15 protein-coding genes are annotated in these 26,095 nt (G+C 64.1%); 12 read left to right on the plus strand and 3 right to left on the minus strand.

Features of this window, described 5'->3' with window-relative positions; translation table 11 throughout:
* Window positions 1-127: 127 nt before the first annotated feature.
* From ACNQP3_RS11600 to ACNQP3_RS11620, 5 genes are all read left to right on the plus strand, one after another.
* The gene (locus ACNQP3_RS11600; protein ID WP_012271976.1) at window positions 128-1,438 is read left to right on the plus strand and encodes an MdtA/MuxA family multidrug efflux RND transporter periplasmic adaptor subunit; all 1,311 of its coding nucleotides are present in this window, start codon (window positions 128-130) and stop codon (window positions 1,436-1,438) included.
* Complete coding sequence (locus ACNQP3_RS11605; protein WP_060514214.1) at window positions 1,435-4,533, plus strand: MdtB/MuxB family multidrug efflux RND transporter permease subunit; 3,099 nt, start codon at window positions 1,435-1,437, stop codon at window positions 4,531-4,533. Before ACNQP3_RS11600 ends, ACNQP3_RS11605 begins: the two co-directional genes overlap by 4 nt.
* Window positions 4,530-7,637 carry an efflux RND transporter permease subunit gene (locus ACNQP3_RS11610; protein WP_264317050.1) on the plus strand — a complete coding sequence of 1,036 codons (3,108 nt, stop codon included), beginning with the start codon at window positions 4,530-4,532 and terminating at the stop codon, window positions 7,635-7,637. Before ACNQP3_RS11605 ends, ACNQP3_RS11610 begins: the two co-directional genes overlap by 4 nt.
* Window positions 7,634-9,124 (plus strand): efflux transporter outer membrane subunit, encoded by a 1,491-nt coding sequence (locus tag ACNQP3_RS11615; RefSeq protein ID WP_012271979.1) that lies wholly within the window; start codon window positions 7,634-7,636, stop codon window positions 9,122-9,124. The genes ACNQP3_RS11610 and ACNQP3_RS11615 overlap by 4 nt, the downstream gene beginning before the upstream one ends.
* A 266-nt stretch (window positions 9,125-9,390) precedes the next feature.
* On the plus strand, window positions 9,391-11,478 hold the full coding sequence (locus tag ACNQP3_RS11620) for a putative bifunctional diguanylate cyclase/phosphodiesterase (protein ID WP_264317051.1): 2,088 nt from the start codon (window positions 9,391-9,393) through the stop codon (window positions 11,476-11,478).
* Here the strand turns inward: ACNQP3_RS11620 and ACNQP3_RS11625 are convergent.
* Both ACNQP3_RS11625 and ACNQP3_RS11630 read right to left on the minus strand, forming a co-directional pair.
* Window positions 11,475-11,735: a DUF1652 domain-containing protein gene (locus ACNQP3_RS11625; protein ID WP_264317052.1), complete on the minus strand. Its 261-nt coding sequence runs from the start codon at window positions 11,733-11,735 to the stop codon at window positions 11,475-11,477. The two genes, ACNQP3_RS11620 and ACNQP3_RS11625, sit on opposite strands and share 4 nt — an antisense overlap.
* 270 nt (window positions 11,736-12,005) lie before the next feature.
* Window positions 12,006-12,653, minus strand: a complete 648-nt coding sequence (locus ACNQP3_RS11630) for a DUF1345 domain-containing protein (protein ID WP_012271982.1) — start codon at window positions 12,651-12,653, stop codon at window positions 12,006-12,008.
* Between the two features lie 168 nt (window positions 12,654-12,821).
* On the opposite strand from ACNQP3_RS11630, the gene pgm reads away from it, so the two are divergent.
* The 6 genes from pgm (at window position 12,822) to ACNQP3_RS11660 (ending at window position 24,180) form a co-directional block, all read left to right on the plus strand.
* Window positions 12,822-14,459: a phosphoglucomutase (alpha-D-glucose-1,6-bisphosphate-dependent) gene (gene pgm, locus ACNQP3_RS11635; protein ID WP_012271983.1), complete on the plus strand. Its 1,638-nt coding sequence runs from the start codon at window positions 12,822-12,824 to the stop codon at window positions 14,457-14,459.
* A 78-nt stretch (window positions 14,460-14,537) separates the two neighbouring features.
* Window positions 14,538-15,050 carry a sigma-70 family RNA polymerase sigma factor gene (locus ACNQP3_RS11640; RefSeq protein ID WP_012271984.1) on the plus strand — a complete coding sequence of 171 codons (513 nt, stop codon included), beginning with the start codon at window positions 14,538-14,540 and terminating at the stop codon, window positions 15,048-15,050.
* On the plus strand, window positions 15,047-15,991 hold the full coding sequence (locus ACNQP3_RS11645; RefSeq protein ID WP_060494243.1) for a FecR domain-containing protein: 945 nt from the start codon (window positions 15,047-15,049) through the stop codon (window positions 15,989-15,991). The genes ACNQP3_RS11640 and ACNQP3_RS11645 overlap by 4 nt, the downstream gene beginning before the upstream one ends.
* Before the next feature lie 66 nt (window positions 15,992-16,057).
* Window positions 16,058-18,460 (plus strand): TonB-dependent receptor, encoded by a 2,403-nt coding sequence (locus tag ACNQP3_RS11650; protein WP_264317053.1) that lies wholly within the window; start codon window positions 16,058-16,060, stop codon window positions 18,458-18,460.
* A 281-nt stretch (window positions 18,461-18,741) separates the two neighbouring features.
* Window positions 18,742-23,568 carry a dermonecrotic toxin domain-containing protein gene (locus tag ACNQP3_RS11655; RefSeq protein ID WP_264317054.1) on the plus strand — a complete coding sequence of 1,609 codons (4,827 nt, stop codon included), beginning with the start codon at window positions 18,742-18,744 and terminating at the stop codon, window positions 23,566-23,568.
* A gap of 72 nt (window positions 23,569-23,640) precedes the next feature.
* On the plus strand, window positions 23,641-24,180 hold the full coding sequence (locus tag ACNQP3_RS11660; RefSeq protein WP_375774280.1) for an FCD domain-containing protein: 540 nt from the start codon (window positions 23,641-23,643) through the stop codon (window positions 24,178-24,180).
* Here ACNQP3_RS11660 and ACNQP3_RS11665 read toward each other — a convergent pair.
* Complete coding sequence (locus tag ACNQP3_RS11665; RefSeq protein WP_012271988.1) at window positions 24,172-25,110, minus strand: LysR family transcriptional regulator; 939 nt, start codon at window positions 25,108-25,110, stop codon at window positions 24,172-24,174. The two genes, ACNQP3_RS11660 and ACNQP3_RS11665, sit on opposite strands and share 9 nt — an antisense overlap.
* Before the next feature lie 148 nt (window positions 25,111-25,258).
* Here ACNQP3_RS11665 and ACNQP3_RS11670 point away from each other — a divergent pair, with 148 nt between their 5' ends.
* Window positions 25,259-26,086, plus strand: coding sequence for an amidohydrolase family protein (locus ACNQP3_RS11670; protein WP_012271989.1), 828 nt, complete (start codon window positions 25,259-25,261; stop codon window positions 26,084-26,086).
* Window positions 26,087-26,095: the final 9 nt, after the last annotated feature.

Raw genomic sequence — 26,095 nt, forward strand, 5'->3', positions numbered from 1 at the left:
TAAAATTCCGCGTCTTGGCAACGTCAGGCAAAGGTAAACCTCTGGTAAAGGCCCTTTGCTAAAACGATGGCAGTGCTTATCGTTCACCCTCCCGAAGTCGTCATTCCGAACAAGGTTCGTTCAACCCATGCAAGCGTCCAATTCCCGTTCCCCTCGTCGCTGGCTCGTCGGCCTGCTGATCCTGCTGCTGGTGGCTGCACTGGCCTGGTGGCTTTGGCCTGCAGCAACGCCCGCGCACAAAGAAGCCAGCGGCGGCGGGCGCGGCGGCAAGGGCATGGGCATGATGGGGGGGCGGCCAGGCTTCGGCGGCTCCAGCGACCCGGTGCCGGTGCGCGTCGAACCGGTACGGGTGGGTGATTTTCCGCTGTACTACAAGGCCCTGGGCACCGTCACTGCAACCAACACAGTGAACGTCCGCAGCCGGGTGGCAGGCGAACTGGTGAAAATCCACTTCAAGGAAGGCCAGCAGGTCAAGGCCGGCGACCTGCTCGCCGAAATCGACCCGCGCTCGTACCGCATCGCCCTGCAGCAGGCCGAAGGCACCCTGGCGCAGAACCAGGCACAGTTGAAGAACGCCCAGGTCGACCTGGCCCGCTATAAAGGCCTGTACGCCGAAGACAGTATCGCCAAGCAAACCCTCGACACCGCCGAAGCACAAGTGGCGCAGTTCCAGGGGCTGGTCAAGACCAATCAGGCACAGGTCAACGATGCTCGCCTGAACCTCGACTTCACTCAAATTCGTTCGCCAATCAACGGCCGTGTAGGCCTGCGCCAACTCGACCTGGGCAACCTGGTGGCGGCCAACGACGCCACCGCACTGGTGGTGATCACCCAGACCGAGCCGATCAGCGTCGCCTTCACCCTGCCGGAAACCGAGCTGAGCACCGTGCTGGAGCGCTACCGCAGTGGCGCGAGCCTGCCGGTCGAGGCCTGGGACCGCAGTGACAGCAAGCTGCAGTCCACTGGTGTGCTGGGCAGCATCGACAACCAGATCGACACCACCACCGGCACCCTGAAGTTCAAGGGCCGCTTCGAGAACAAGGACCTGGCCCTGTTCCCCAACCAGTTCGTCAACGTGCGCCTGCTGGCCGACACACTCAAGCAGGTGGTCATGGCCCCGGCTGCGGCCATCCAGTTTGGCAACGACGGCACCTTTGCCTATGTGGTCAACGCCGAAAGCACCGTGAACGTGCGCAAGCTCAAGGTTGGCGCCAGCGACGGCGAGAACAGCGTCATTCTCGAAGGCCTCAAGGCGGGCGACCGCCTGGTGCTTGAAGGCACCGACCGCCTGCGCGAAGGCACCAAGGTGGAAGTGGTAGAAGACAGCTCGCAAGTGCCGACCACGCCCGGCCAGCACCTGCAAGGCCAGGAAGCCAAGGGCTCGGCGCACACAGGTGAAGCACAGCCCGGTAACGCAGCAGGCAAGGCGGGCGCATGAACCTCTCGCGTCTGTTCATCCTGCGGCCGGTCGCCACCACGCTGAGCATGCTGGCCATTGTCCTGGCCGGCCTGATCGCCTACAAGCTGCTGCCGGTGTCCGCATTGCCGCAGGTGGACTACCCGACCATCCGCGTGATGACCCTGTACCCTGGCGCCAGCCCGCAGGTCATGACCAGCGCCGTCACCGCGCCACTGGAGCGCCAGTTCGGCCAGATGCCGGGCCTGGAGCAGATGGCCTCGACCAGCTCCGGTGGCGCGTCGGTGCTGACCCTGCGCTTCAACCTCGACATGAACATGGACGTTGCCGAGCAACAGGTGCAGGCCGCGATCAACGCCGCCAGCAACCTGCTGCCCAGCGACTTGCCGGCACCGCCGGTGTACAACAAGGTCAACCCGGCCGACACCCCGGTGCTGACCTTGGCCATCTCCAGCAAGACCATGCCGCTGCCCAAGCTCAACGACCTGGTCGATACCCGCGTGGCGCAAAAGCTCGCGCAGATCAGCGGCGTGGGCATGGTCAGTATTGCCGGCGGCCAGCGCCAGGCGGTGCGGATCAAGGTCAACGTCGACGCTCTGGCGGCCAACGGCCTGAACCTGGACGACGTGCGTACCCTGATCGGCGCTTCCAACGTCAACCAGCCCAAAGGCAACTTCGACGGCCCGACACGGGTGTCGATGCTCGATGCCAACGACCAACTGCGTTCCCCCGAGGAATACGCCAACCTGATTCTGGCCTACAACAATGGCGCTCCGCTGCGCCTGAAAGACGTAGCCGAAATCGTCGACGGCGCCGAAAACGAACGCCTGGCCGCCTGGGCCAACGAAAACCACGCGGTGCTGCTGAACATCCAGCGTCAGCCGGGCGCCAACGTGATCGAAGTGGTCGACCGCATCAAGGACCTGCTGCCGTCGATCACCGACAACCTGCCGGCTGGCCTCGATGTCTCGGTGCTGACCGACCGCACCCAGACCATCCGCGCCGCGGTCAAGGACGTGCAACACGAACTGCTGATCGCCATCGTGCTGGTGGTGATGGTCACCTTCGTCTTCCTGCGCCGCTTCAGCGCCACCCTCATTCCATCGATTGCCGTGCCACTGTCGCTGATTGGCACCTTCGGGGTGATGTACCTGGCCGGTTTCTCGGTCAACAACCTGACGCTGATGGCCCTGACCATTGCCACAGGCTTCGTGGTCGATGATGCCATCGTCATGCTGGAGAACATCTCCCGGCACATCGAAGAGGGCGAGACCCCCATGCAGGCGGCGCTCAAGGGCGCCCGGCAGATCGGCTTCACCCTGATTTCGCTGACCTTCTCGCTGATCGCCGTACTGATCCCGCTGCTGTTCATGGCTGACGTGGTCGGCCGCTTGTTCCGCGAGTTCGCCATCACCCTGGCGGTGGCCATCCTGATTTCCCTGGTGGTGTCGCTGACCCTGACGCCGATGATGTGCGCGCGCCTGCTCAAGCGTGAGCCCAAGGAAGAGGAACAAAGCCGTTTCTACCGCGCCAGCGGTGCCTGGATCGACTGGCTGATCAAGCACTACGGCAGTGCCCTGCAGTGGGTGCTGAAGCACCAACCGCTGACCCTGCTGGTGGCAGTGGCCAGCCTGGCGCTGACGGTATTCTTGTACATGGTGGTGCCCAAAGGCTTCTTCCCGGTGCAGGACACCGGGGTGATCCAGGGTATCTCCGAAGCGCCGCAGTCCACCTCGTTCGCCGCCATGAGCGAGCGCCAGCAGGCGCTGAGCAAGGTGATCCTGCAAGACCCTGCGGTGCAAAGCCTGTCGTCCTACATCGGTGTCGACGGCGACAACGCCACGCTCAACAGCGGCCGCCTGCTGATCAACCTCAAGCCCCACGGCGAGCGCGATGTCACCGCCAGCCAAGTGATCAGCCGCCTGCAGCCGCAAGTCGACCGGCTGGTGGGCATCCGTCTGTTCATGCAGCCGGTACAGGACCTGAGCATCGAGGACCGGGTCAGCCGTACCCAGTACCAGTTCAGTCTGTCGTCGCCGGACGCCGACCTGCTGGCGCAGTGGAGCGGCAAGCTGGTGCAGGCGCTGCAGCAGCGCCCGGAATTGGCCGACGTGGCCAGCGATCTGCAGGACAAGGGCCTGCAGGTGTACCTGGTGATCGACCGTGACATGGCCAGCCGCCTGGGCATTACCGTGTCACAAATCACCAACGCCCTGTACGACGCCTTCGGCCAGCGGCAGATCTCCACCATCTACACCCAGGCCAGCCAGTACCGCGTGGTGCTGCAGTCGCAGGATGCCGCCGTGATTGGCCCGCAGGCGCTGGAGTCAATCCACGTCAAGGCCACCGATGGCGGCCAGGTGCGCCTGTCGGCGCTGGCGCGCATCGAGCAGCGTCAGGCGCAGTTGGCCATTTCCCACATCGGCCAGTTCCCGGCAGTGACTCTGTCGTTCAACCTGGGCCACGGTGCATCGCTGGGCGAGGCGGTGCAGGTGATCGAGCAGGTGCAGAAGGACATCGGCATGCCGCTGGGCGTGCAAACCCGCTTCCAGGGCGCGGCCGAGGCCTTCCAGGCATCGCTGTCGAGTACCTTGCTGCTGATTTTGGCAGCGGTGGTGACCATGTACATCGTGCTGGGCGTGCTGTACGAGAGCTACATCCACCCGGTGACCATCCTCTCGACCTTGCCATCGGCAGCGGTGGGGGCCTTGCTGGCCTTGCTCATCAGCGGCAACGACCTGGGCATGATTGCCATCATCGGCATCATCCTGCTGATCGGCATCGTCAAGAAGAACGCGATCATGATGATCGACTTCGCCCTGGAGGCTGAGCGCCACCAGGGCATGAGCCCGCGCGATGCCATCTACCAGGCGGCGCTGCTGCGCTTCCGGCCGATCCTGATGACCACCCTGGCCGCGCTGTTCGGTGCGGTGCCGCTGATGCTCGCCACCGGTTCGGGCGCCGAGCTGCGCCAGCCGCTGGGCCTGGTGATGGTCGGCGGGCTGCTGGTCAGCCAGGTGCTGACGCTGTTCACCACCCCGGTCATCTACCTGTACTTCGACCGCCTGGCCCGCCGCTGGCGCCCGGCCACTGACGTGAAGCAGGCCGAGGCATGAACCTGTCCGGTCCGTTCATCCGTCGCCCGGTGGCGACCATGCTGTTGAGCCTGGCGATCATGCTGCTGGGTGGGGTCAGCTTTGGCTTGCTGCCGGTGGCGCCGCTGCCGCAAATGGACTTCCCGGTAATCGTGGTGTCGGCCAACCTGTCCGGCGCCAGCCCCGAGGTCATGGCCTCCACCGTGGCCACGCCGCTGGAGCGCAAGCTGGGGAGTATCGCTGGCGTCACCACACTCACCAGCAGCTCCAACCAAGGCTCCACCCGGGTGGTGATCGGCTTCGAGATGGGCCGCGACATCGACGGCGCGGCACGTGAGGTGCAGGCAGCGATCAACGCCACCCGCAACCTGCTGCCCAGCGGCATGCGCAGCATGCCCACCTACAAGAAGATCAACCCGTCACAAGCGCCGATCATGGTGCTGTCGCTGACCTCGGATGTGCTGCAGAAGGGCCAGCTGTACGACCTGGCCGACACCATCCTGTCGCAGAGCCTGGCCCAGGTGTCGGGGGTAGGGGAGGTGCAGATCGGTGGCAGTTCGTTGCCGGCCGTGCGCATTGCCGTCGAGCCGCAATTGCTCAACCAGTACAACCTGTCGCTGGACGAGGTGCGCACGGCGGTGTCCAACGCCAACCAGCGCCGGCCCATGGGCTTTGTCGAGGACGCCGAACGCAACTGGCAGGTGCGTGCCAACGACCAGCTGGAAAGCGCCAAGGACTATGAGCCGGTGGTGATCCGCCAGCAGAACGGCACCATCCTGCGGCTGTCCGACGTGGCGACCATCACCGACGGCGTCGAGAACCGCTACAACAGTGGCTTCTTCAATGACCAGGCAGCGGTGCTGTTGGTGGTCAACCGTCAGACCGGCGCCAACATCATCGAAACGGTCGACCAGATCAAGGCGCAGTTGCCGGCCTTGCAGTCGTTGCTGCCCGCCAGCGTGCAACTGAACGTGGCCATGGATCGCTCGCCTGTGATCAAGGCCACGCTGAAAGAGGCCGAGCACACTTTGCTGATCGCCGTGGTGCTGGTGATCCTGGTGGTCTACCTGTTCCTCGGCAGCCTGCGCGCCTCGCTGATCCCCAGCCTGGCGGTGCCGGTATCGCTGGTGGGCACGTTCGCGGTCATGTACCTGTGCGGCTTCTCGCTCAATAACCTGTCGCTGATGGCGCTGATCCTCGCCACCGGGCTGGTTGTGGACGACGCCATCGTGGTGCTGGAGAACATTTCCAGGCACATCGAGGACGGCCAGCCGCCGATGAAGGCGGCCTTCCTGGGCGCCAAGGAAGTGGGCTTCACCTTGCTGTCGATGAACGTGTCGCTGGTGGCGGTGTTTGTCTCCATCCTGTTCATGGGGGGCATTGTGCGCAACCTGTTCCAGGAGTTTTCCATTACCCTGGCGGCGGCGATCATCGTCTCGCTGGTGGTGTCGTTGACCCTCACACCGATGCTTTGCGCTCGCTGGCTCAAGCCGCACCAGGCTGAACAGACCCGCCTGCAGCGGTGGAGCGACAAGCTGCATCAACGCATGGTCAATGCCTATGACCGCAGCCTGGGCTGGGCCATTCGCCACAGGCGCCTGACCCTGCTCAGCCTGCTGGCCACCATCGGCATCAACATCGCCCTGTACGTGGTGGTGCCCAAGACGCTGATGCCGCAGCAGGACACCGGCCAACTGATGGGCTTTATCCGCGGCGACGATGGTCTGTCGTTCAGCGTGATGCAGCCGAAGATGGAAATCTACCGTCGCGCCTTGCTTGCCGACCCGGCCGTGCAGAGCGTTGCCGGTTTCATCGGTGGCAACAGCGGCACCAACAACGCCATGGTGCTGGTGCGCCTGAAACCGATCAGCGAGCGCAAGATCGATGCGCAGAAGGTGATCGAGCGCCTGCGCAAGGAAATGCCCAAAGTGCCCGGCGGGCGTCTGTTCCTGATGGCCGACCAGGACTTGCAACTGGGGGGCGGGGGGCGTGACCAGACCTCGTCGCAGTACCTGTATACCCTGCAAAGCGGTGACCTGGCGGCATTGCGCCAGTGGTTCCCCAAGGTGGTCGCGGCGCTGCGTGCGCTACCGGAATTGACCGCCATCGACGCCCGCGATGGTGCCGGTACCCAACAGGTGACGCTGGTGGTCGACCGTGACCAGGCCAAGCGCCTGGGCATCGACATGGACATGGTCACCACGGTACTGAACAACGCTTACAGCCAGCGGCAGATCTCCACTATCTACGACAGCCTCAACCAGTACCAGGTGGTGCTGGAGATCAACCCGAAATACGCCTGGGACCCAAGCACTCTCGAACAAGTGCAGGTGATTACCGCCGACGGGGCTCGCGTGCCGTTGTCGACCATCGCCCGCTACGAAAACAGCCTGGCCAACGACCGGGTCAGCCACGAAGGCCAGTTCGCCTCGGAGGATATCGCCTTCGACGTCGCCGAAGGCTACAGCCCCGACCAGGCCATGGCGGCGCTGGAGCGCGCGGTGGCCAAGCTGGGCTTACCCGAGGAGGTGATTGCCAAGCTCGGCGGCACTGCCGATGCCTTTGCCAAGACCCAACAGGGCCAGCCCTTCATGATCCTTGGCGCACTGCTGCTGGTGTACCTGGTGCTGGGCATTCTTTATGAAAGCTACATCCACCCGCTGACCATTCTCTCGACACTGCCTTCGGCCGGCGTCGGTGCCTTGCTGGCGTTGTACGTCACCGGCGGCGAGTTCAGCCTGATCTCGCTGCTGGGGCTATTCCTGCTGATTGGCGGGGTGAAGAAAAACGCCATTCTGATGATCGACCTGGCTTTGCAACTGGAGCGCCACCAGGGCCTGTCGCCGGAAGAGTCGATCCGCCGGGCCTGCCTGCTGCGCCTGCGGCCGATCCTGATGACCACCCTGGCAGCCATCCTCGGCGCCTTGCCGTTGCTGTTGAGCCACGCCGAAGGCGCAGAAATGCGCCAGCCGCTGGGCCTGACCATCATCGGCGGCCTGGTGTTCAGCCAGATTCTCACTCTTTATACAACGCCGGTTGTCTACCTGTACCTGGACCGCCTGCGCCACCGTTTCAACCGTTGGCGCGGCGTGCGCACCGACGCCGCCCTGGAAACCCCGCTATGACTTTTGCCCAGACCCCACTTCACCGCGCCCTGCAAGCGCTGACCCGTGGGCGTGGCTCGCGCCTGCTCGGCGCCGGGCTGTGCGTGGCCTTGCTCAGTGCCTGCACACTGAGCCCGGACTACCACCGCCCCGAGCTGAACAGCTCGGCGGCGCAGTTCAAGCACGCCGAAGGCTGGACCCAGGCCTCGCCGTCCGATGCCATCGCCCGCGGCGCCTGGTGGGAAATCTACGGCGATGCCGGGCTCAATGCGCTGGTCGAGGAGCTTAACCGCAGCAACCAGACCGTGGCGCAATCAGAGGCCCAGTACCGTCAGGCCCAGGCGCTGGTGCGCAGCAGCCGTGCGGCGCTGTTCCCCAGCCTGGACCTGAGCGCCAGCAAAAACCGCTCGGCGCAGGGTACCGGCAGCTCCAGTTCGAGCCTTTCCAACAACAGCAGTGGCATTCGCAACACCTACAACGCGCAGTTGGGCGTGAGCTGGGAAATCGACCTGTGGGGCAAGCTGCGGGAAACCATGAATGCCAACGAGGCCAGTGCCGAAGCCAGCTTCGCCGACCTCGCTTCGATCCGCCTGAGCCAGCAATCGGAGCTGGTGCAGAATTACCTGCAATTGCGCGTTATAGACGAGCAGAAACGCTTGCTGGAAGCCACCGTGGCGGCCTACGAGCGCTCGCTGCGCATGAACGAGAACCAGTACCGTGCCGGTGTCGCTGGCCCTGATGCCGTGGCCCAGGCCCGCACCCAGCTCAAAAGCACCCAGGCCGACCTGATCGACCTGATCTGGCAGCGCGCGCAGTTCGAGAACGCCATTGCCGTGCTGCTGGGCAAGGCCCCCGCCGACTTTGCCCTGGCCGACAGCAAGGCGATTCCGGCACTGCCGCAAATACCGGTTTCGCTGCCTTCGCAACTGCTGGAGCGGCGCCCGGATATCGCGGCGGCCGAACGTAATGTGATGGCGGCCAACGCCAACATTGGCGTGTCGCGGGCAGCGTACTTCCCGGACCTCAGCCTGAGCATGAGTGGCGGTTATTCCAGCAGCAGCTTCAGCAACTGGATCGAGCTGCCCAACCGCTATTGGTCGGTAGGCCCGCAGTTGGCGCTGACTCTGTTCGACGCTGGCAAACGCAGCGCCGAGGTCGACCGCACGGTGGCAGTGTATGACCAGACCGTTGCGCAGTATCGCCAGACGGTGCTGGACGGCTTCAAGGAAGTGGAAAACCTGCTGGTGCAGTTGAAGGTGTATGGCGATGAAGCCGTGGTGCGCCAGGAAGCGCTGGATGCCGCCCGCGAGTCGCTGCGCCTGACCGAGAACCAGTACCGCGCCGGGCTGATCGGCTACCTGGATGTGGTCAACGTGCAGACCACGGCGCTGAGCAACGAGCGCAGTGTGTTGAACCTGCTGCAAGGGCGCCTGGTGGCCAGCGTGCAACTGGTGGCTGCGCTGGGGGGCGGCTGGGATGCCGAGCAAGCCTTTGCCGAGCAGGACTGAAGCAATCGCACGCGTTTGTGGGCGCGGCCTTGTGTCGCGAAAGGGCCGCAAAGCGGCCCCAGATTATTCGCGTAACCATTAATATTGCTGGGGCTGCTTCGCAGCCCTTTCGCGACACAAGGCCGCTTCCACAAGGTACAGCGCATAGTTGTATCATCCAGGTATTGGATCCATTCCCATTCGCAAAAACCCCGTGCGTTTCGCTTAAGCTTGAGTACAATCGTCAGCTTTTGCCGGGCACCCTGTCCCGTCGCTGGAATTCCCCAATGTTGACCGGTAGCTACTCCTCTTCGCTGGTGTTGATTTCGCTGTGCGTGGCGATCCTGGCGTCCTATACCGCCCTCGATCTGACCGGCCGTATCGCCACGGCCAAGGGCCGAGCTGCCTACCTGTGGATGGGCGGCGGTGCGCTGGCCATGGGCATCGGCGTGTGGTCGATGCACTTCATTGGGATGCTAGCCTTCAGCTTGCCCATCGACCTGGGTTACGACCTTGCCCTGACCGCGTTCTCGCTGTTGATTGCCGTGCTGTCCTCGGGCTTTGCCTTGTGGTTGGTCAGCCAGCCGAGCCTGCCGGCGCTGCAACTGGGGCTTGGCGCGTTGATCATGGGCGCTGGCATCGCCTGCATGCATTACACCGGTATGGCCGCGCTGCGCATGCTGCCGGGTATCGATTACGACCCGACGTTGTTCGGCGCCTCGTTGCTGATTGCCGTGGGCGCCTCGGCGGCGGCGTTGTGGATCGCCTTCCGCCTGCGCAGGCACACCCCCTATGTGCGGCAGATTCGAGGCCTGGCGGCGGTGGTCATGGGCTTTGCCATCGTCGGCATGCATTACACCGGCATGGCGGCGGCGAATTTCCCCGAGGGCAGCTTCTGTGGTGCGCTGGGCGGCGGGCTGCAGGGTGAGGGCCTGGTCTACCTGGTACTGATCACCACCCTGGCGGTACTGGCTGTGGCTTTGTTGACCTCGGTGTTGGACGCACGCCTCGAAGCGCGTACGGCCGAGCTGGCCCGTTCGCTGACCTTGGCCAACCAAGAGCTCACCCAACTGGCCCTGCACGACACCCTCACCGATCTGCCCAACCGTACCTTGCTGGCCGACCGTATCGAGCAGGCCATCGCCAAGGTAGCGGAGCAGGGCGGTTGTTTTGCCCTGATGTTCATCGACCTGGACGGCTTCAAACCGGTCAACGATGCCTTTGGCCATCACATCGGCGACCTGCTGCTCAAGGCCGTGGCGGCGCGCCTGCGTGGCCACCTGCACAGCCAGGACACCCTGGCGCGAATTGGGGGTGACGAGTTCGTGCTGTTGGTGGAACTGCAGGAGCCGAATGATGCCATGGACGTGGCGGTCAAGCAGGTCAACCTGGTGTCACGGCCATTTCGCGTGGCCGAGCACGACCTGCAACTGTCGGCCAGCCTGGGCATCGTCCTGTACCCAGGCAACGGCCAGGACCAGCATGAGTTGCTGCGCAATGCCGACGCGGCCATGTACCACGCCAAGAGCGCCGGCAAGAACGGCTACAGCTTCTTCGATGTGTCGATGAACAGCAACGCCCGCCAGCAACTGCAGTTGCTGCAGGACTTGCGCCAGGCACTGGAACAGCGCCAGTTCCGCCTGCATTACCAGCCCAAGTTCGACGCCCAAGCCTGCCAGCCGATCGGCGCCGAGGCGTTGTTGCGCTGGGAGCACCCGCAGCATGGCCTGCTGCTGCCCGACCGTTTCATCGGCCTGGCGGAAAAGACCGGCCTGATCATTCCTATTGGTGAGTGGGTGTTGATAGAGGCCTGCCGGCAGATGCGCCAGTGGCTGGACCAGGGCCACAACGGCTGGCGCATGGCGGTGAACCTGTCGGCCATCCAGTTCTGCCACGCCGGGCTGGTAGAGAGCGTGGCACGCGCCCTGGAGCAGAATGGCCTGCCCGCCAACTGCCTGACCCTGGAAATCACCGAAACCACCGCCATGCACGACGCCGACGCCAGCCTGACCGTGTTGCAGCGCCTGTCCGACATGGGTGTGGACCTGTCCATCGATGACTTTGGCACCGGCTATTCCAGCCTGATGTACCTCAAGCGCCTGCCAGCCAACGAGCTGAAGATCGACCGCGGCTTCGTGCGCGACCTGGAGCAGGACAGTGACGATGCCGCGATCGTTTCGGCCATTGTCGCACTGGGCCAGGCGTTGGGCCTGCGTATCGTTGCCGAGGGGGTGGAGACCGACATGCAGCAGGACTTCCTGACCCGCTTGGGTTGCGATTCGCTGCAGGGTTACCTGCTGGGCCAGCCGGTGCCGGCCGAGCAGTTCATGGGCAAGTTGCGGGCGATGGGCGAGGAAAGTAACGCTGCGAGCTAGACCGCAGCGCGCAAGGTAACCGCGGGTATGAAGGCATCCATCTCCGCCTCGACGGCCTCGATGATGCGTTCTACATCGGCGGCGGCCATGATCGCTGCACAAGGGATGCCGGCAATTGCCAGCAGGGTTTCACCGCTGGCGCGGTCAAACAACCGCGCGACCAAGCTGCGTGGCGCATCCATGCTGGCCTCGAAGCCCAGCGGGTGGAAATGCCAGCGCATCACCTGGCAGGCGTTGGGGAACGTCATCTTGTTCATGCCAGCCTCCTTGTCCATGCCTGGACGTGGTGAGCGGGTGGCCACTTCGATGCAGCCGCCGGGAAGGTAAACATAGCACCTGTCACGGGCGATTCTCGGCTGCAAATACGACAAATGCGCTAATGCATGACAGCGATCACATCCTTGTCGTGGGTTAGGATTGTTCGGTGACTGCGTGGCAAACGTTTTCCTGGCAGTGTGGCGGCCGGTTTTCCCGTTGAGTTGCATTGATTTCGCCACCGTTCAGCATCCAGGTTTCAGACGAGCGGTTCAACCCAGCAGCCCGGCGGCGATATTGATGGTGAACCCCAAAATGGCCGTATTGAACACGAACCCCACCAATGAATGCGCCAGCACCACCCGGCGTAATCCTCGCCCTGCGACGCCCACGTCAGACGTTTGCACCGCGACGCTGATGGTGAACGAGAAGTAATGAAAGTCCCAGTAATCCGGGTTGCGTTCGCCATCAGCGAAGCGCAGAGGCGGTTCGTGGTTTTGCCCGGTGTAGAACAGCCGCGCGTAGTGCAGGCTGAAGATGCAGCCGATCAGCAGCCAGGAACCGGCTACGGTCAGGCCGGTGTAAAGGTAGTGCAGGGCCAGCGGTGTGCCTTGCAGGCCGCGGCTGGAAACCAGTTGCAGGGTGACCGCGGCAAGGCTGGCGATGGCGGCGATGCACACGGTCAGCAGGACTATGCCCGCGTTTTCGTCTTCGACACGGGCGACCTTGCGGACTTTATCGGGGCCTGCGTTCCAGCTCAGGTACAGCACCAGCAGCAGGTACAGCCATACGCCTAGGTTCCAGCCGGCGAGGATGTGCTGCACGGTATCGCCAGCTGGGATCAACCAGGCGCCAACAAGGCCAACTGCTGCGGCGAGGCTCAGGCGAGGGTGTGTGCGGGTCAGGCGGTGGAAAGCCATGGGGCCTCTTTTACAAGGGTATGGCTTGTACTCTAGACCAAGACACCAGCACAAAGCTGCAGCACAGGCTGAACCGCCTGTTCTTTGCTGCCGCCCATCGCACACCCTTGCAACTCTCAGTACACTGCACGCTCCAACACCAACATCTGTTGAACTCGAGGTTTTTGCATGACGCTCAGTCCTTTGGCAGGCAAGCCGGCTCCGGCCAGCGTGCTGGTCGATATTCCCCGACTGCTCACCGCCTACTACACCGGCCGCCCCGACGCCGCCGTGGCGGCCCAGCGCGTGGCCTTCGGCACCTCGGGGCACCGGGGCACTTCGCTTGAATTGAGTTTCAACGAATACCACGTCCTGGCCATCACCCAGGCCATCTGCCTGTACCGCCAGGAAAAGGGCATCGACGGCCCGCTGTTCATCGGCGCCGACACCCACGCCCTGTCGGCACCGGCCACCGCCAGCGCCCTGGAAGTGCTCGCAGCCAACGGCGTGCAGGTGATGCTATCGAAGGATGACGAGTACACGCCCACGCCGGCCGTGTCCCACGCCATCCTTTGCTACAACCGTGGCCGCCAGCAGGGGCTGGCCGACGGCATCGTCATCACCCCGTCGCACAACCCGCCGCAAAGCGGTGGCTTCAAATACAACCCGCCCAATGGCGGCCCGGCCGACAGTGATGTGACCAAGTGGGTCGAGGCCAAGGCCAACGAACTGCTGGCGGCGAACCTGGCGGGCGTCAAGCGCATGGACCATGGCCAGGCGCTGCAGGCCCCGACCACCCAGCGCCACGACTACGTGAGCAACTATGTAGCCGACCTGGAAAACGTCATCGACTTCGACGTTATCCGTGGTGCCAAGCTGCGCCTGGGCGTCGACCCGCTGGGTGGGGCAGGGGTGCGCTACTGGTCGGCCATTGCCGAGCACTATCAGCTGGACCTGGAAGTGGTGAACACCGAGGTCGACCCGACCTTCCGTTTCATGACCGTCGACTGGGACGGCCAGATCCGCATGGACCCTTCGTCGCCATACGCCATGCAGGGCCTGATCGGCCTTCGTGAGCGCTTCGACGTAGCATTCGCCTGCGACCCGGACCACGACCGCCACGGCATCGTCACCGCCGATGGCCTGCTGCAACCGAACAACTACCTGGCCGTGGCCATCGACTACCTGTATCGCCACCGCCCGCAATGGCGCAGCGACGCCGCCGTGGGCAAGACCGTGGTCTCCAGCGGCCTGATCGACCGTGTAACCGAGCGCCTGGGTCGCGAGCTGTATGAAGTGCCGGTGGGCTTCAAGTACTTCGCCCAGGGCCTGTTCGACGGTTCGCTCGGTTTTGGTGGTGAAGAAAGTGCAGGGGCTTCGTTCCTGCGCCGCGATGGCTCGGTGTGGGCCACCGACAAGGACGGGTTGATCCCGGCCTTGCTCGCCGCCGAAATGACCGCCCGCACCGGGCGCAACCCAAGCCAGGCCTACGCCGACCTGACCGAAGCACTGGGCAAGCCGTTCGCCACCCGTGTCGAGGCCAAGGCTGACGCCCGGCAGAAGGCGCTGCTGAGCAAGCTGGCGCCGGAGCAGGTGAAATCGACCGAGCTGGCCGGTGAGCCGATCGTGCAGATCCTCAGCCACGCGCCAGGCAATGGTCAGGCCATTGGCGGGCTGAAGGTGATGACCGCCAATGGCTGGTTCGCCGCGCGCCCGTCGGGTACCGAAGACATCTACAAGATCTACGCCGAAAGCTTCATCGACGAGGCGCACCTGCAGCGCCTGGTGCAGGAAGCACAAGTGCTGGTGGATGCGGCAATTGCCTGACCGGTAACAAACCGCTTGGTTCTGTGGTGTGATGTAAATTAGAATTAATCTTATTTACACCGCCGCAGGGCCTTCCCGATGATAGACGCCGCGCCGCCAACCGAGCCAAGCCTGCCTGCCCTGTACCGGGAGCACCGCGGCTGGCTTGAAACCTGGTTACGTCGGCGTCTGGGCAATGCCTGGGATGCTGCCGACCTCAGCCAAGATACCTTTCTGAGGGTATTGGCCAGTGCCCAGCCACTGGCAGACATTCGCGAACCGCGCGCTTACCTGCTGACCGTGGGCAAGCGCCTGCTGAGCAACTTCCACCAGCGGCGCAGCCTGGAGCAAGCCTACCTTGATGCCCTGGCCAACCTGCCCGAGCAGCATGTGCCTTCGCCAGAACAGCGTTGGGTGTTGCTGGAAACCCTGCAAGCACTGGATGAGTTGCTCGACGGCCTGAAGGCGCCGGTGCGCAAGGCCTTTCTCTGGAGCCAGCTGGAAGGCCTGGGTTACGCCGAAATTGGCCAGCGCCTGGGTATTTGCGAACGCTCCGTCAAGCGCTACATGGCGCAGGCCTATGAACATTGCCTGCTGGCCGACTTGCAATGAGCCACAATCCTCCCCAAACGCGCGAAGCGCTGCGTGCAGCGGCCCGTTGGCTGGCGCTGCTGGATTCCGGCGATGCCAGTGAGACTGACTTGCGCCACTTGGCGCAATGGCGCGCCAGCAACAGCCTGCACGAAGACGCCTGGCAAAAGGCAGCATTGCTGCGTGCGCGGTTTTCCGGGTTGCCCGGGGCGTTGGCGATGGCCACCCTGGACCGCCCGGATGCCGGCCGCAGGGCGCTGCTCAAACAGGCCCTGGGCGTGGCGGCGCTGCTGCCGACGGCCTGGCTGGTGAGCCGCGAGCTGCCACTTGATGCCTGGACCGCTGACCTGCGCACCTCGGTAGGCGAGCGCCGTCAGGTACTGCTGAGCGACGGAACTTTCGTGCAGTTGAACACCGACAGTGCGGTCAATATCGACCTGGATGCACGCCGTGTGGCACTGCTGCGCGGCGAAGTGGCAGTCAAAGTCCCCGGTAACCTTTTCCTGAGCCTGCAGGTGCCTTACGGCCAGGTGCTGCTCAGTGAAGGCGATGTGTGCTTGCGTCTGGTCGATGAGGCCTGTCGGGTGTCGGTGGTCAATGGGATGGCCAGTCTGCAGCCGTTGCGTGGCCCAGCAGTGATGTTGCGGGCCGGGCAACAGGCCAGTTTGCAGGCCGCGGGTGTCGGCCCTGTCAACGGGTTCGACGCTTGGCCACTGGGCTGGCGCGAAGGCGTGCTGCGGTTGGATGATCGCCCATTGGGCGAGTTGCTGCACGAGCTGCGCAGGTATCGCCCCGGCGTGTTGCGTTGGGCACCTGCGCTTGAGGGCCTGCGTGTTACCGGCACATTCCGCCTTGACGATACCGACCGGGTGCTGGCCTTGCTGGCCGCCAGCCTGCCGTTGCAGGTGCATACCCGCACGCGTTATTGGGTGAGCCTGGCCGCACAAGAAAATCGTGCATGAGGCTGTCCCCTTTTTTTCACTCGCCGGTCATTACCGGTATGAGAAAATAAAGGGGAGCCTTGTTCGATGCCTGCAGTAAAGTCTTGCCGCCCGCGCCCACTGGCGCGCGCAGCACATCCGTTGTTTGCGATGAGCCTGTTGTTGTGTGCACCGGCGTGGGCCGATGAGCCTGCCCGGCGTACCTACCAGGTAGCACCCGCCAGCCTGGGCACCGCGTTGACCCACTTCGCCGACCAGGCCGGTGTCAGCCTATCGCTGGACCCGGCACTGGTCCAGGGCCGGCACAGCAGCGGCCTGTCCGGTAACTACAGTGTCGAAGAGGGCTTCTTGCAGCTGCTGCGCGACAGCGGTTTGCAGTTGATGCCGGTGGGTGAGGGCGCCTTCACCCTGGTACCAACACAGTCCAGCGGCGCACTGGAAATCGCCCCGACCAGCATCGTCGGCGGCTTGGCTGCAGGTAGCGAAACGCAGCCATACGCCGGTGGCCAGGTGGCGCGCCAGGGCGCTCAAGGCCTGCTGGGTTCGCGTGATTTCATGGAAACCCCATTCAGCATCACCAGCTACACCAGCGAGCTGGTGAAGAACCAGCAGGCACGTACCTTGGGTGAGTTGATTGCCAGTGATCCCTCGGTGCGCGCGACCAACCCGGCGGGTGGGCGTTTCGAGCAGTTCACCATTCGCGGCTTCAGCCTGTTCAACAGTGATGTGGCGTACAACGGCCTATACGGCATCTTGCCGACCTACTCGATCGACATGGAAATGGCCGACCGGGTCGACATCATCAAAGGCCCCAGCCAGTTGATCAACGGCATTTCGCCCCGTGGCAGCGTGGGCGGCGGGATCAATGTGCAGCCCAAGCGGGCCGGCGACAAGCCGATCACCGCGTTCACCGGCAGCTATGCGTCGGCTGGGCAGGCAGGTGGCGCCGTGGACGTTGGTCGACGCTTTGGTGAAGGGCAGCAGTTCGGCGTGCGTTTCAATGGGGTGAAGCAGGCCGGTGACACCGAATGGGACCACCAGCGCGTCGATCGCGAAATGGCCGTGCTGGGCCTGGATTTTCGCGGCGAGCGGCTGCGGCTTTCAGCGGACCTCGGGCATACCGAGCGTGATACCGACGCGCCGCAGGAGCGTGTGCTGGTGGGTGCGAATGCCAAGGTGCCGGATGCCAATGACGTACGCCACAACTACGCTCAGGCCTGGAGCAAGGCGCGCACCAACGACACCTTCGGTGCGCTGAACGCCGAGTACGATATCAGCGAATCGCTGCTGGCCTATGGGGCAGTCGGCGCGCGCAAGAGTAACCATGACTTCCTGCGCCACAACGTGTCTATTACCAACGATGCCGGCGATTTCACCGTTCAGCCGCGCGATTTCACTCGCGACGAATCGGTGCGCACCGCCATGGCCGGCCTGCGCAGCTGGTTTCATACCGGGCCGGTCAGCCATGAGCTGAACCTGGCCGCCAGCTATTTCTACATGGACTTCACCAACGGCGGTGCGCGTTATGCCTCGGCGCCGAGCAACCTCTACAACCCGGTTGCCACCCCGACACCGGGTACGCCAACCCGCATCGACCCGCAGGTTTACACGGAGAACCGCTTCTCCGGCGTGGCCCTGGCCGACACGCTGGGCTTTTTCGCCGACCGTCTGCTGCTGACCCTGGGGGCGCGCTGGCAGCGGGTGCAGGTGGATGACTGGAGCGACGGCATCAAAGGCGACACGGCCTATGACGAAGAAAAGGTCTCACCGTCGGGTGGCGTGTTGCTCAAGGTGACCGACCAGCTGTCGTTGTACGCCAACTACATGGAGGGCCTGAGCCAAGGCAAGATCGCGCCATCGACCTCGATCAACGAGGACCAGATTTTCCCGCCGTTCACCAGCCGCCAGGTTGAGGTAGGAGCCAAGTACGATTTTGGCCCGGTGGCGTTCACAGCCAGCGCCTTCCGCATTCGCCAGCCGGCCTACGAAACCAACGCCACCTCGCGGGTGTTCGGCCCCAACGGCAAGCGCGACAACCGTGGGATCGAGCTGAGTGTGTTTGGTGAGCCTGTACAGGGGGTGCGCGTACTGGGTGGGATGATGTACATCGACAGCGAGCTTACCGATACCGTGGGTGGCGCCTTCGATGGCAACCGCGCGCCAGCGACGCCCGAATACAACGTCAATCTCGGTGCCGAGTGGGATGTGCCGGGCGTGAACGGCCTAACCCTGACGGCGCGGGGCATTCATTCCAGTTCGCAGTACCTGGACCAGAACAACAGCAAGCAGATCGACGGCTGGGAGCGGTATGACCTGGGGGCGCGCTATGCCTTCAAGGTGGATGCTGCCGAGGTGACCTTGCGTGCCAGTGTCGAGAATGTGCTGGATGACCGTTACTGGAGCTCGGCGGGGGCTTCGGATGACAGTGAGCCCGGCTTGACCCTTTCCACACCGCGCACCTACTTGCTGTCGGCCACAGTAGGTTTTTAAGCCCTGTACGGTCCATGTGGGAGCGGCCTTGTGTTTTGAGGAGGGATTAGAATCTGGAGTGAGAGCGGTGAATGGCCAGCTGAATGCCACTCTGATCTCGAATCACAAGCGTGGGCCAGCCAAAGTCCTCAAGCTGGTGGCCCATCCGGAGTTGGCCTCGGTGAAAAGCACGGCATCACAGGTGTGAAACACACGGCCACCGGCTGGGCATCAATTATGTAGCCCGACCACAGGGCCCTGGGTCATTAGCCTCTGTACTCCCCGAAAATGGAGCAACGACGATGACCCAGCCCCCCTTGTCCCCGCATTTGTCCTTCATCCACACGCGCATGCCTTCCTGGTTCGCGCAGGCGTCCACGGCCGAGCGCCAGTTGCTCAAGCAGCGCGTCAGGCAGAGCCATGCCGCGATGCGCCGCCTGCGCGAGGCGCTGGCGCCGGTGCAAAGCATCGAGACCTTCTGCCGCCCGCTGCTGGAGCAAGCCCTGCAGCGCTGGTTCCCGGACCAGGTGCTGCCCAAGGTCGACCAAGCTCGGGTGTGGAGTGATGGCAACGGCCATAGCTGGCTCGAGGCAGCCTTGCAGAACTTCGATGCCGGCGCTCGCGTCACCCTGTACGACTCGGCCACCCGCCTTGAAAAGCGCTCGGGCGAACAAGCGGCCACCTTCGTCAGCGGCGTACGCAATCTCGACCTCGGTCAGCGCTATCGCTATCACCTGGGCGACCATATAGATACCGACGGTTTTCGCGACCTGGTGCGCCAGTACGCCCGGGCCACCTTCGCTGCCGAGCTGACCCAGGCTACGCTGCAAGGGCATCTGGATGCCGAGGGTGCACTGATGGGTGAAACGATATTCGCCGGTCTAGCCGAATCAGCACGCAGTCAGTTGCAATGCGGCTTCCTCAGCCTGTTCGGCATCCCCTTGCATGGCCCTATGCTGGTCCGCCTCGCACCGCGCGATGCTGTCGAGCGATGCCTGCTGTATCTGCCAGGTCATCCTGGTCAGCCACTGCGCCAGTACCCCTCAGCGCAGGCCGCGAGCACGGCGCTCACCCAGATGCTGTGGCAGCAAGAGGAGCGCGAGTACTTCACTCGCTTTGTCTGTCTTGCCGAGCAACCTCTTTTCAGCGCACGGCTGCGTCAGATCCTGTACCCGCGCTACCCATATGCCGAGCTGCATCCATCTGCTCCCGTGCTGGAGAATGGCGAACGCTTCAGCTGGCTCAAACGCGTGTTTCCTGCCACTACCGACCTCTGGCAGGAAACCCTCGACAAGAACGCGAGGCTGGACATCACCTTCACGCCGTGGCCTAGGGATGGCTTCGTCGAGTACGCGCGCATCGAGGTCGAGCGACGCATGCAGGATGCCGCCATCCTGGCCGTTCCAGTCGCCCAACGTGATGCCGATGCCCAGTTGGCCCGCATCCAGAGCTGGCTGGGCGTCGGCCTGACCGTGCTCAACCTGGCGGGATTCTTCGTGCCCGGTCTGGGCGAGGTGATGCTGGTCATCGGCGGTGCGCAGGTGGTCGACGAATTCCTCGACGGCGTGCACGCCGCCAACGAAGGCGATGCCGATGCCGCGATCGGTCACCTGTTCGACGTGCTGGCAAGCCTTGCACAGTTCGCCGCCCTAGGCGCCGCGGGACGCTTCATCGAACCTCAGGGCATCTTGCACAGCTGGCAACCAGTAGGCACCGACGGTGAACAGCGACTGTGGTCCGGTGAGCTGACACCCTTTTCCCGCCCCCGGCCCTGGCCACTCGGCCAGGCCCGTGATGGCCGAGGCCTGTACCTGTGGGAGGGCAAGCCATGGTTCGAGCGCGACGGGCAGGCGCTGCCGCTCGAACAGGTCACAGACGGCACCGCTCGCCTGCCATCGGTCCGGGGACAGCGGCACCAGCCTACACTGCTCGGCAACGGCCAGGGCACATGGCTGTTCGAACACGATCGCCCCTTGGACTGGCAGGCCGACACCCTGCTCGAACACCTGGGCCCCGCTGCCCAAGGCCTGGATGCGCAAACCCTCGGCAAAGCGTTGCAATGCAGCGGCTACGATGCCGCAGCGCTGCGCCGAGTGTTGCTGGATCACAGACCAACCCCCGCGTTGCTGCTCGAAAGCCTCGAAGCTCTCGGCGCACACCCGATCGGCGTCCCGGCCAACGAACAGCCGTTGACCGCCATCCTGGCTCGCGACTTCCCATCGCTCACCCAGGCGAGCCGCTCGGAGATCCTCGCCCAGGCGTCGGCCAGCGACATCGCCCGGCTACAGCAATCGGGGCGCTTGCCCTTGCGGCTGGCCGAGACCGCACGGCTGTACCTGCGTGAAAGCCGCATCGGCAAGGCCCTTGCCCGCTTCCACCATGGCAACGGCGCCACCACCGACCGCGATGCCCTGGCATTCGCCGCGTTACGCCGTCTGCCTGGATGGCGCGGCAAGCTGCGCCTCGAACTGCGCGACTCGAACCTCAGGGGGCGGCTGCTCGCCAGCACAGGCGAGCAAGGGCTGCCCACCAAGACCCTGGTGCGCAACGCCGATGGATATACCCCCCATGACGCGTTCGGCAACGAGCTGGCGGGGCGCAGCGATGTATACCGCGCGATGCTGCAGGCGTTGCCCGACAGCGAACGTGACGCACTCGGGCTGCTGATCCATGAGCAGGGCAAGCTGCGCGACAACCTGTTCGAACTGGCCGCCCGTGACCGTCGGCAAGCCGCTCTGGACCTAGGCATGACACCGGTTCGACCGATGTACCGACTGCCCACCCGCCTACCCGGTGATCGTCGTATCGGCTATCGCCTCAGTGGCCGAGGACGCGCTTACTGGACTGAAGACGAGCTGTTCGATCAACTGTTCCCGGCCACACCGCAAGGCGACCGGGAGATGCTGCGCCAGCGCCTGCGCCACCAGGCCGGCCCGTCTGCCGGCGCGTTCGGTCGCATGCTGTCGCGACTGCTGGTGGACTACCGCCGACTCGACAGCGTACTGCAACGCTGGGTACACGCCCCCGAGGGCCTCCTGCCCGGTGCGCAGGAACAGCAACATGGATTGCGCGAAACCTTCGCGCAACGCATTCGCAGTGCGTGGCGCCGGGAAAGCGCAGAAGGGCCGCACGACAACATCGACGATATCAACCTGGTGCTGGAGGGGCATGGCCTGACCAGCGTACCCGCTTTGCCCATAGGCCTGCCTCACGTTCGCCTGCTCAACCTCAACGGTCTCAACACCCCAGACATGCCCGGCCTGAACGCGTTTCTCGAAGCCTTTCCCGGCCTGCGCCTGCTTGACCTGGCGGAAAACAGCCTCAGCCGCCTGCCCCAGGCATTGGCCGAGATGCACGAACTGCAGGCACTGGATATCTCGGAAAACAACATTGACCTGGACGGGGAGGAAAGCCTCGCGCTGCTCGAACGTATGCCCCACTTGCAACGGCTCAACCTCACCGATGGCATTCACACCCTCTCGGTGACTACGCTCGAGCGCCTCAGCGCCCTGCCGTCGCTGGCCTGGTTCCAGGCCGACCTCAACCACCTGATCATGACCGCCGAACACTTTCAGGCCCTGCAACGCTGGCCGGCCTTGATCGGGTTGAGCCTGGCTCAGAACGCGATCGTGCTGGATGAGGCCGCACGTACCGCACTGGCCGGGCTCAACCGTCTGGAGATGCTGTCGCTGTACGAAAACCCGCTGGCCCTGGCCCCCGACTTGAGCGGCTGGACACGCCTGCAGCGACTGGACCTGGAACTGACCAACATCAGCCAATGGCCGGCGGGGCTCGAGGCCCTCATGAACCAGGAGCCTCTGGTGCTGCGCCAGCTGGACCTGAGCGCCAACGAGCTCGCCGTTACCCCCGACCTGAGCCAGACAGCCTTTGCCCGCGCGGTACGCGATCACCTCGAAGCCATTGCCTATTCCTTCAACGGCAATCCTTTCGACGAAGCGGCCCTGGCCAATCTCGAACAGGCCGGCTTCACCACCCTCCCAGCCCTTGCACAGGCCAACCCTTGGGCCGCCGACTGGCCTGAGTCGTTGCGTTTGCACATTGCCGAAACGGCTGACGATCCACAGTGGCAGCCGCTCTACAACCTACTCGAACGGCTGCCCGATACACAGGACTTCCTGGACGCCCCAACCCAGATGCGCCAGCGCATGCAACACGTGGTCGAAATGCTGTCCAGCACGCAAGAAGGCGAAGCCGATACCGGCTGGGGCCGGGCGCAGGTGCAGCAGCAGATCAACGACCTGCTCGAGGACGCCACCCAGGAGTGCGTGGACCAGGCCATCGTGCTGTTCCAGCAAGTCGAGACGCAAGTGACGGTGTGGCAGACGGTCGCCCATGCCGCGGCTGCCGAAGCCGACGAACAGGTTGCCGTGGACAGTGCCCGCGCGCTGCTGCGCCAGCGCCTGCTCGACGAACGCGTCGGCGCTCTTTATCAGGCGCGGCTGGCCAGACGCAGGGCCTTGCGGGCCGATGACCATCACCCGACGGACAACCCCGTTCCAGCCCTGCACCCCGACGATGGCATCAGCGATCGGGAACTGGTCAGCGATCACCCCGACGAACTGGAGATGGCCCTGCATGCGCGTATCCAGCTACGACAGAGGCTGAACCTGCCGCCGCAACCGCAGGCCATGCGTTCCCCGCAACTGGCGCACCTCGATGAGCCGACCCTGCAACGCCTGGGTGATGCCGTGATCGAGGGCACGAGTGCCTCCGCCCTCGAACACTGGGCAGTGGACCAACCCTTCTGGCGAGCCTGGCTGCGCCGTTTACGGCCACTGGCCTTCGAAAGGCTGGCCGAACGCTGGATGGGCGCCTCCGAATATTTCGACACGCTCACTGACCCGTCGGCCGAAGCGGGTGCCTATACCGGCCCCGCAGTGCCAGCGCTCTACATCGACGCACTGGAGCGTGAGGTGGGCGATGTGGATGGGCTTGCCTGGCGCATGAACGGCGTGCTGCAACGCGTCAACCTGGCCAGCGGTCGCTATCCCAACGAGAACACCCTCTACCAGAGAGCCGCGGACCTGCTGCTGCGTTGTCGCAAGGAAGATGAAGCCGAACTGCTGCGCGAGCTGACCGAAACCATGGTCCAGGCCCATCGCGAATGAGTCGGCAGGCGGCCAGCCATTGCGCCGGGTGACGATAGCCCGTAACCCTGCGCCAGGTCGCAGCCCAGCGGCATCAGCACCCGCACATGCTCCACGCTCTCTGCCCTGCTGGGTGCCGGCGAAACCCGCCTGTCGGCGGAGCAGATCTACCCTCGGCTGTTCGATGCCATTCTCGAACAGCGCCTGCGACCGGGCAGCGCCTTGCCCGAGCAGGCGCGCCAGGTGCTCAGCGCCCGGCGCCTGGCCGAGACCACGCTGATCGGCCTGGCCACCCAGCGCGCGCGCCCGGCACAGATCCTCCAGCTGGTCGAACGCGAACGCCAGCACCATGAGCAGGGCGAACGCTGCACGGCGATCCGCCTGGGTGGCGAATTTCACATGAGGCTGGCGCACCTGGCCGCCAACGTACCACTGGCGCGTTTTCTCAACGGGCTGGCGCCGATGACGTCGCTGATCATCGTCCGATATGAGTCGCCCAGCTGCGAGCATTGCGCCTGGCAAGAGCACGCGGCGATCATCGATGCGGTGGAGAGCGGTGACAGCGGCGCTACGCGCCCCGTCGCCAGCAAGGCCAGCCTCCACAAGAGGTCGCACCCATCTGCATCAGCTTGATGCCACCGCTCTCCCAAGCCTCTGCGCCTGGCCCTGCAACACCCGCATCAAATGCACCGCTGCATGAGACGGCGGCTCGAACCGTGAATAGACAAAGCTGATATCGAAGTGAATTTCATCGGCCAATGGCACCACCGCCAGCCCGCTGTCCTGCGCAACGAACTCGTCGATCACGCTGATGCCCATGCCTTGTTTGACCAGCGCCACAGCCTCGTTGGCATTGGTAAACGACAACAGTGATTTCAGCTGCACTGCGCTGCGCTCGATGTGCTCGGCGAGCAGCTTGCCAAACGGCATGTCGGGCCGGAACAGCAGCAAGGCATGGCCTTCCAACTGTTGCAAGCTCAGCGTGGGTTGCCCAGCCAGCGGGTGGTCGGGCGGCATCACCACCACCATGCGCCCACGCATGAACGCCTGCGAATGCAGGTGGTCATGCACCACCGGCAGGGCGGCAATCGACAGGTCGACCTTTTTCGACAGGATCTGGTTGGGCATTTCGCCCATCAGCGAGGTTTGCCACTCGATGTTCAGCGACGGTGACTCGCGCTTGAGCTGGGCCAGGGCGATGGGGATGACCACCGTCGACAACGACGCGCTGCACGAAATGCGCAGCTTGCGCTGGCCACCGGCGCCCAGTGCCAGGGCGCATTCATTGACCTCCAACGCGGCTTGGTACACCCGCTCGACTTCACGAAACAGCACCTGCGCTTCGGCCGTGGGCACCAGGCGGTTGTTGATGCGCTCGAACAGCGGATAGGCCAGGCGCCCTTCGATGTACTGGATCAGCTTGCTCACGGCCGGCTGCGACACGTAAAGCAGCTTGGCCGCCGCGCTGATCGAGCCGGTCAGCATCACCGCCCGGAACACTTCCATGTGCCGCAGTTTGAATACCATCGGGTTTGCGTCTGCGCCTTCGTTGCCAAGCAGCATGTGTATTACCTTCGGTTATGGTCTTCGCCATCTGGGTATGAGCGTCAAACTCGGCCGCGCAGTATCGTAAACCCCAGCCTGATCGCCCTTGCGGCGAACAATAACAAGATCTGCAGGCAAGCGCAGTGGCGCTTGACGGGAGTGCTGCGTGACCATCTTTGACGAAGCGAAGATCGATTGCCATAACCATTTGTTTGACCCCGCGCGTTTCCCTTACCACCCCGACGCACCCTATGCACCTTCCGGGCAGGAGGTCGCCACCCAGGCGCAGTTCAGTCGGGTGATGGATGCCTATGGGGTGCAACATGCCTTGCTGGTTGGCCCCAACAGCGGCTACCACACCGACAACCGCTGCCTGCTGCATGCCTTGGCCACCGGGCAGGGGCGCTTCAAGGGCGTGGCGGTGGTCGAAGCGGATATCAGCCTCGATGCGCTGGCGGCCTTGCAGTCGCAAGGTGTAGTGGGTATCGCCTTCAACCCCGCGCTGTACGGGGTAACCAGCTTGAAGGACGCTGATGGGCTGTTCGGCAAACTCGCCGAGCTTGGCCTGTTTGCGCAGGTGCAGGTATGTGAGGACCAGTTGCTTGACCTGCATGGCCTGCTGCAAGGCGCCCATGCACGCCTGCTGATCGACCATTGCGGCCGACCGGATGTTGCGGCGGGTGTGCAGCAAGCCGGCTTCCAGGCGCTGCTGCGGTTGGCCGACAGTGGCCGCGCCTGCGTGAAGTTGTCCGGTATGCAGAAGTTCGCCGCAGCCGATGCCTTGCTGGAGCAAAGCGGTGCCTACGTCCAGGCCCTGCTCGAAGCCTTTGGCGCCGAAGCCTGTGTGTGGGGTTCGGATTGGCCGTTCATTCGCCAGCGTTCGCGGGTGGACTACGGGCCGCTGCTGAAACTGGCCGAGCGCCTGATGCCGGATGCCCGGCAGCGCCGTGCGGTGATGTGGGACACCCCGCGTCGATTGTTCGGGTTTGCCTAACGCCCCGTT

This window comes from Pseudomonas sp. LFS074, from assembly GCF_047978165.1.
GTDB lineage: Bacteria > Pseudomonadota > Gammaproteobacteria > Pseudomonadales > Pseudomonadaceae > Aquipseudomonas > Aquipseudomonas putida_P.

What these genes read in the sequence shown, in the direction of transcription:
- ACNQP3_RS11610 (WP_264317050.1), top strand. Translation starts at nt 4,530, where the DNA reads ATGAACCTGTCCGGTCCGTTCATCCGTCGCCCGGTGGCGACCATGCTG.
- ACNQP3_RS11655 (WP_264317054.1), top strand. Translation starts at nt 18,742, where the DNA reads ATGACCCAGCCCCCCTTGTCCCCGCATTTGTCCTTCATCCACACGCGC.
- ACNQP3_RS11640 (WP_012271984.1), top strand. Translation starts at nt 14,538, where the DNA reads ATGATAGACGCCGCGCCGCCAACCGAGCCAAGCCTGCCTGCCCTGTAC.
- ACNQP3_RS11600 (WP_012271976.1), top strand. Translation starts at nt 128, where the DNA reads ATGCAAGCGTCCAATTCCCGTTCCCCTCGTCGCTGGCTCGTCGGCCTG.
- ACNQP3_RS11665 (WP_012271988.1), bottom strand. Translation starts at nt 25,110, where the DNA reads ATGCTGCTTGGCAACGAAGGCGCAGACGCAAACCCGATGGTATTCAAA.
- ACNQP3_RS11615 (WP_012271979.1), top strand. Translation starts at nt 7,634, where the DNA reads ATGACTTTTGCCCAGACCCCACTTCACCGCGCCCTGCAAGCGCTGACC.
- ACNQP3_RS11605 (WP_060514214.1), top strand. Translation starts at nt 1,435, where the DNA reads ATGAACCTCTCGCGTCTGTTCATCCTGCGGCCGGTCGCCACCACGCTG.
- pgm (WP_012271983.1), top strand. Translation starts at nt 12,822, where the DNA reads ATGACGCTCAGTCCTTTGGCAGGCAAGCCGGCTCCGGCCAGCGTGCTG.
- ACNQP3_RS11630 (WP_012271982.1), bottom strand. Translation starts at nt 12,653, where the DNA reads ATGGCTTTCCACCGCCTGACCCGCACACACCCTCGCCTGAGCCTCGCC.
- ACNQP3_RS11645 (WP_060494243.1), top strand. Translation starts at nt 15,047, where the DNA reads ATGAGCCACAATCCTCCCCAAACGCGCGAAGCGCTGCGTGCAGCGGCC.
- ACNQP3_RS11620 (WP_264317051.1), top strand. Translation starts at nt 9,391, where the DNA reads ATGTTGACCGGTAGCTACTCCTCTTCGCTGGTGTTGATTTCGCTGTGC.
- ACNQP3_RS11650 (WP_264317053.1), top strand. Translation starts at nt 16,058, where the DNA reads ATGCCTGCAGTAAAGTCTTGCCGCCCGCGCCCACTGGCGCGCGCAGCA.
- ACNQP3_RS11625 (WP_264317052.1), bottom strand. Translation starts at nt 11,735, where the DNA reads ATGAACAAGATGACGTTCCCCAACGCCTGCCAGGTGATGCGCTGGCAT.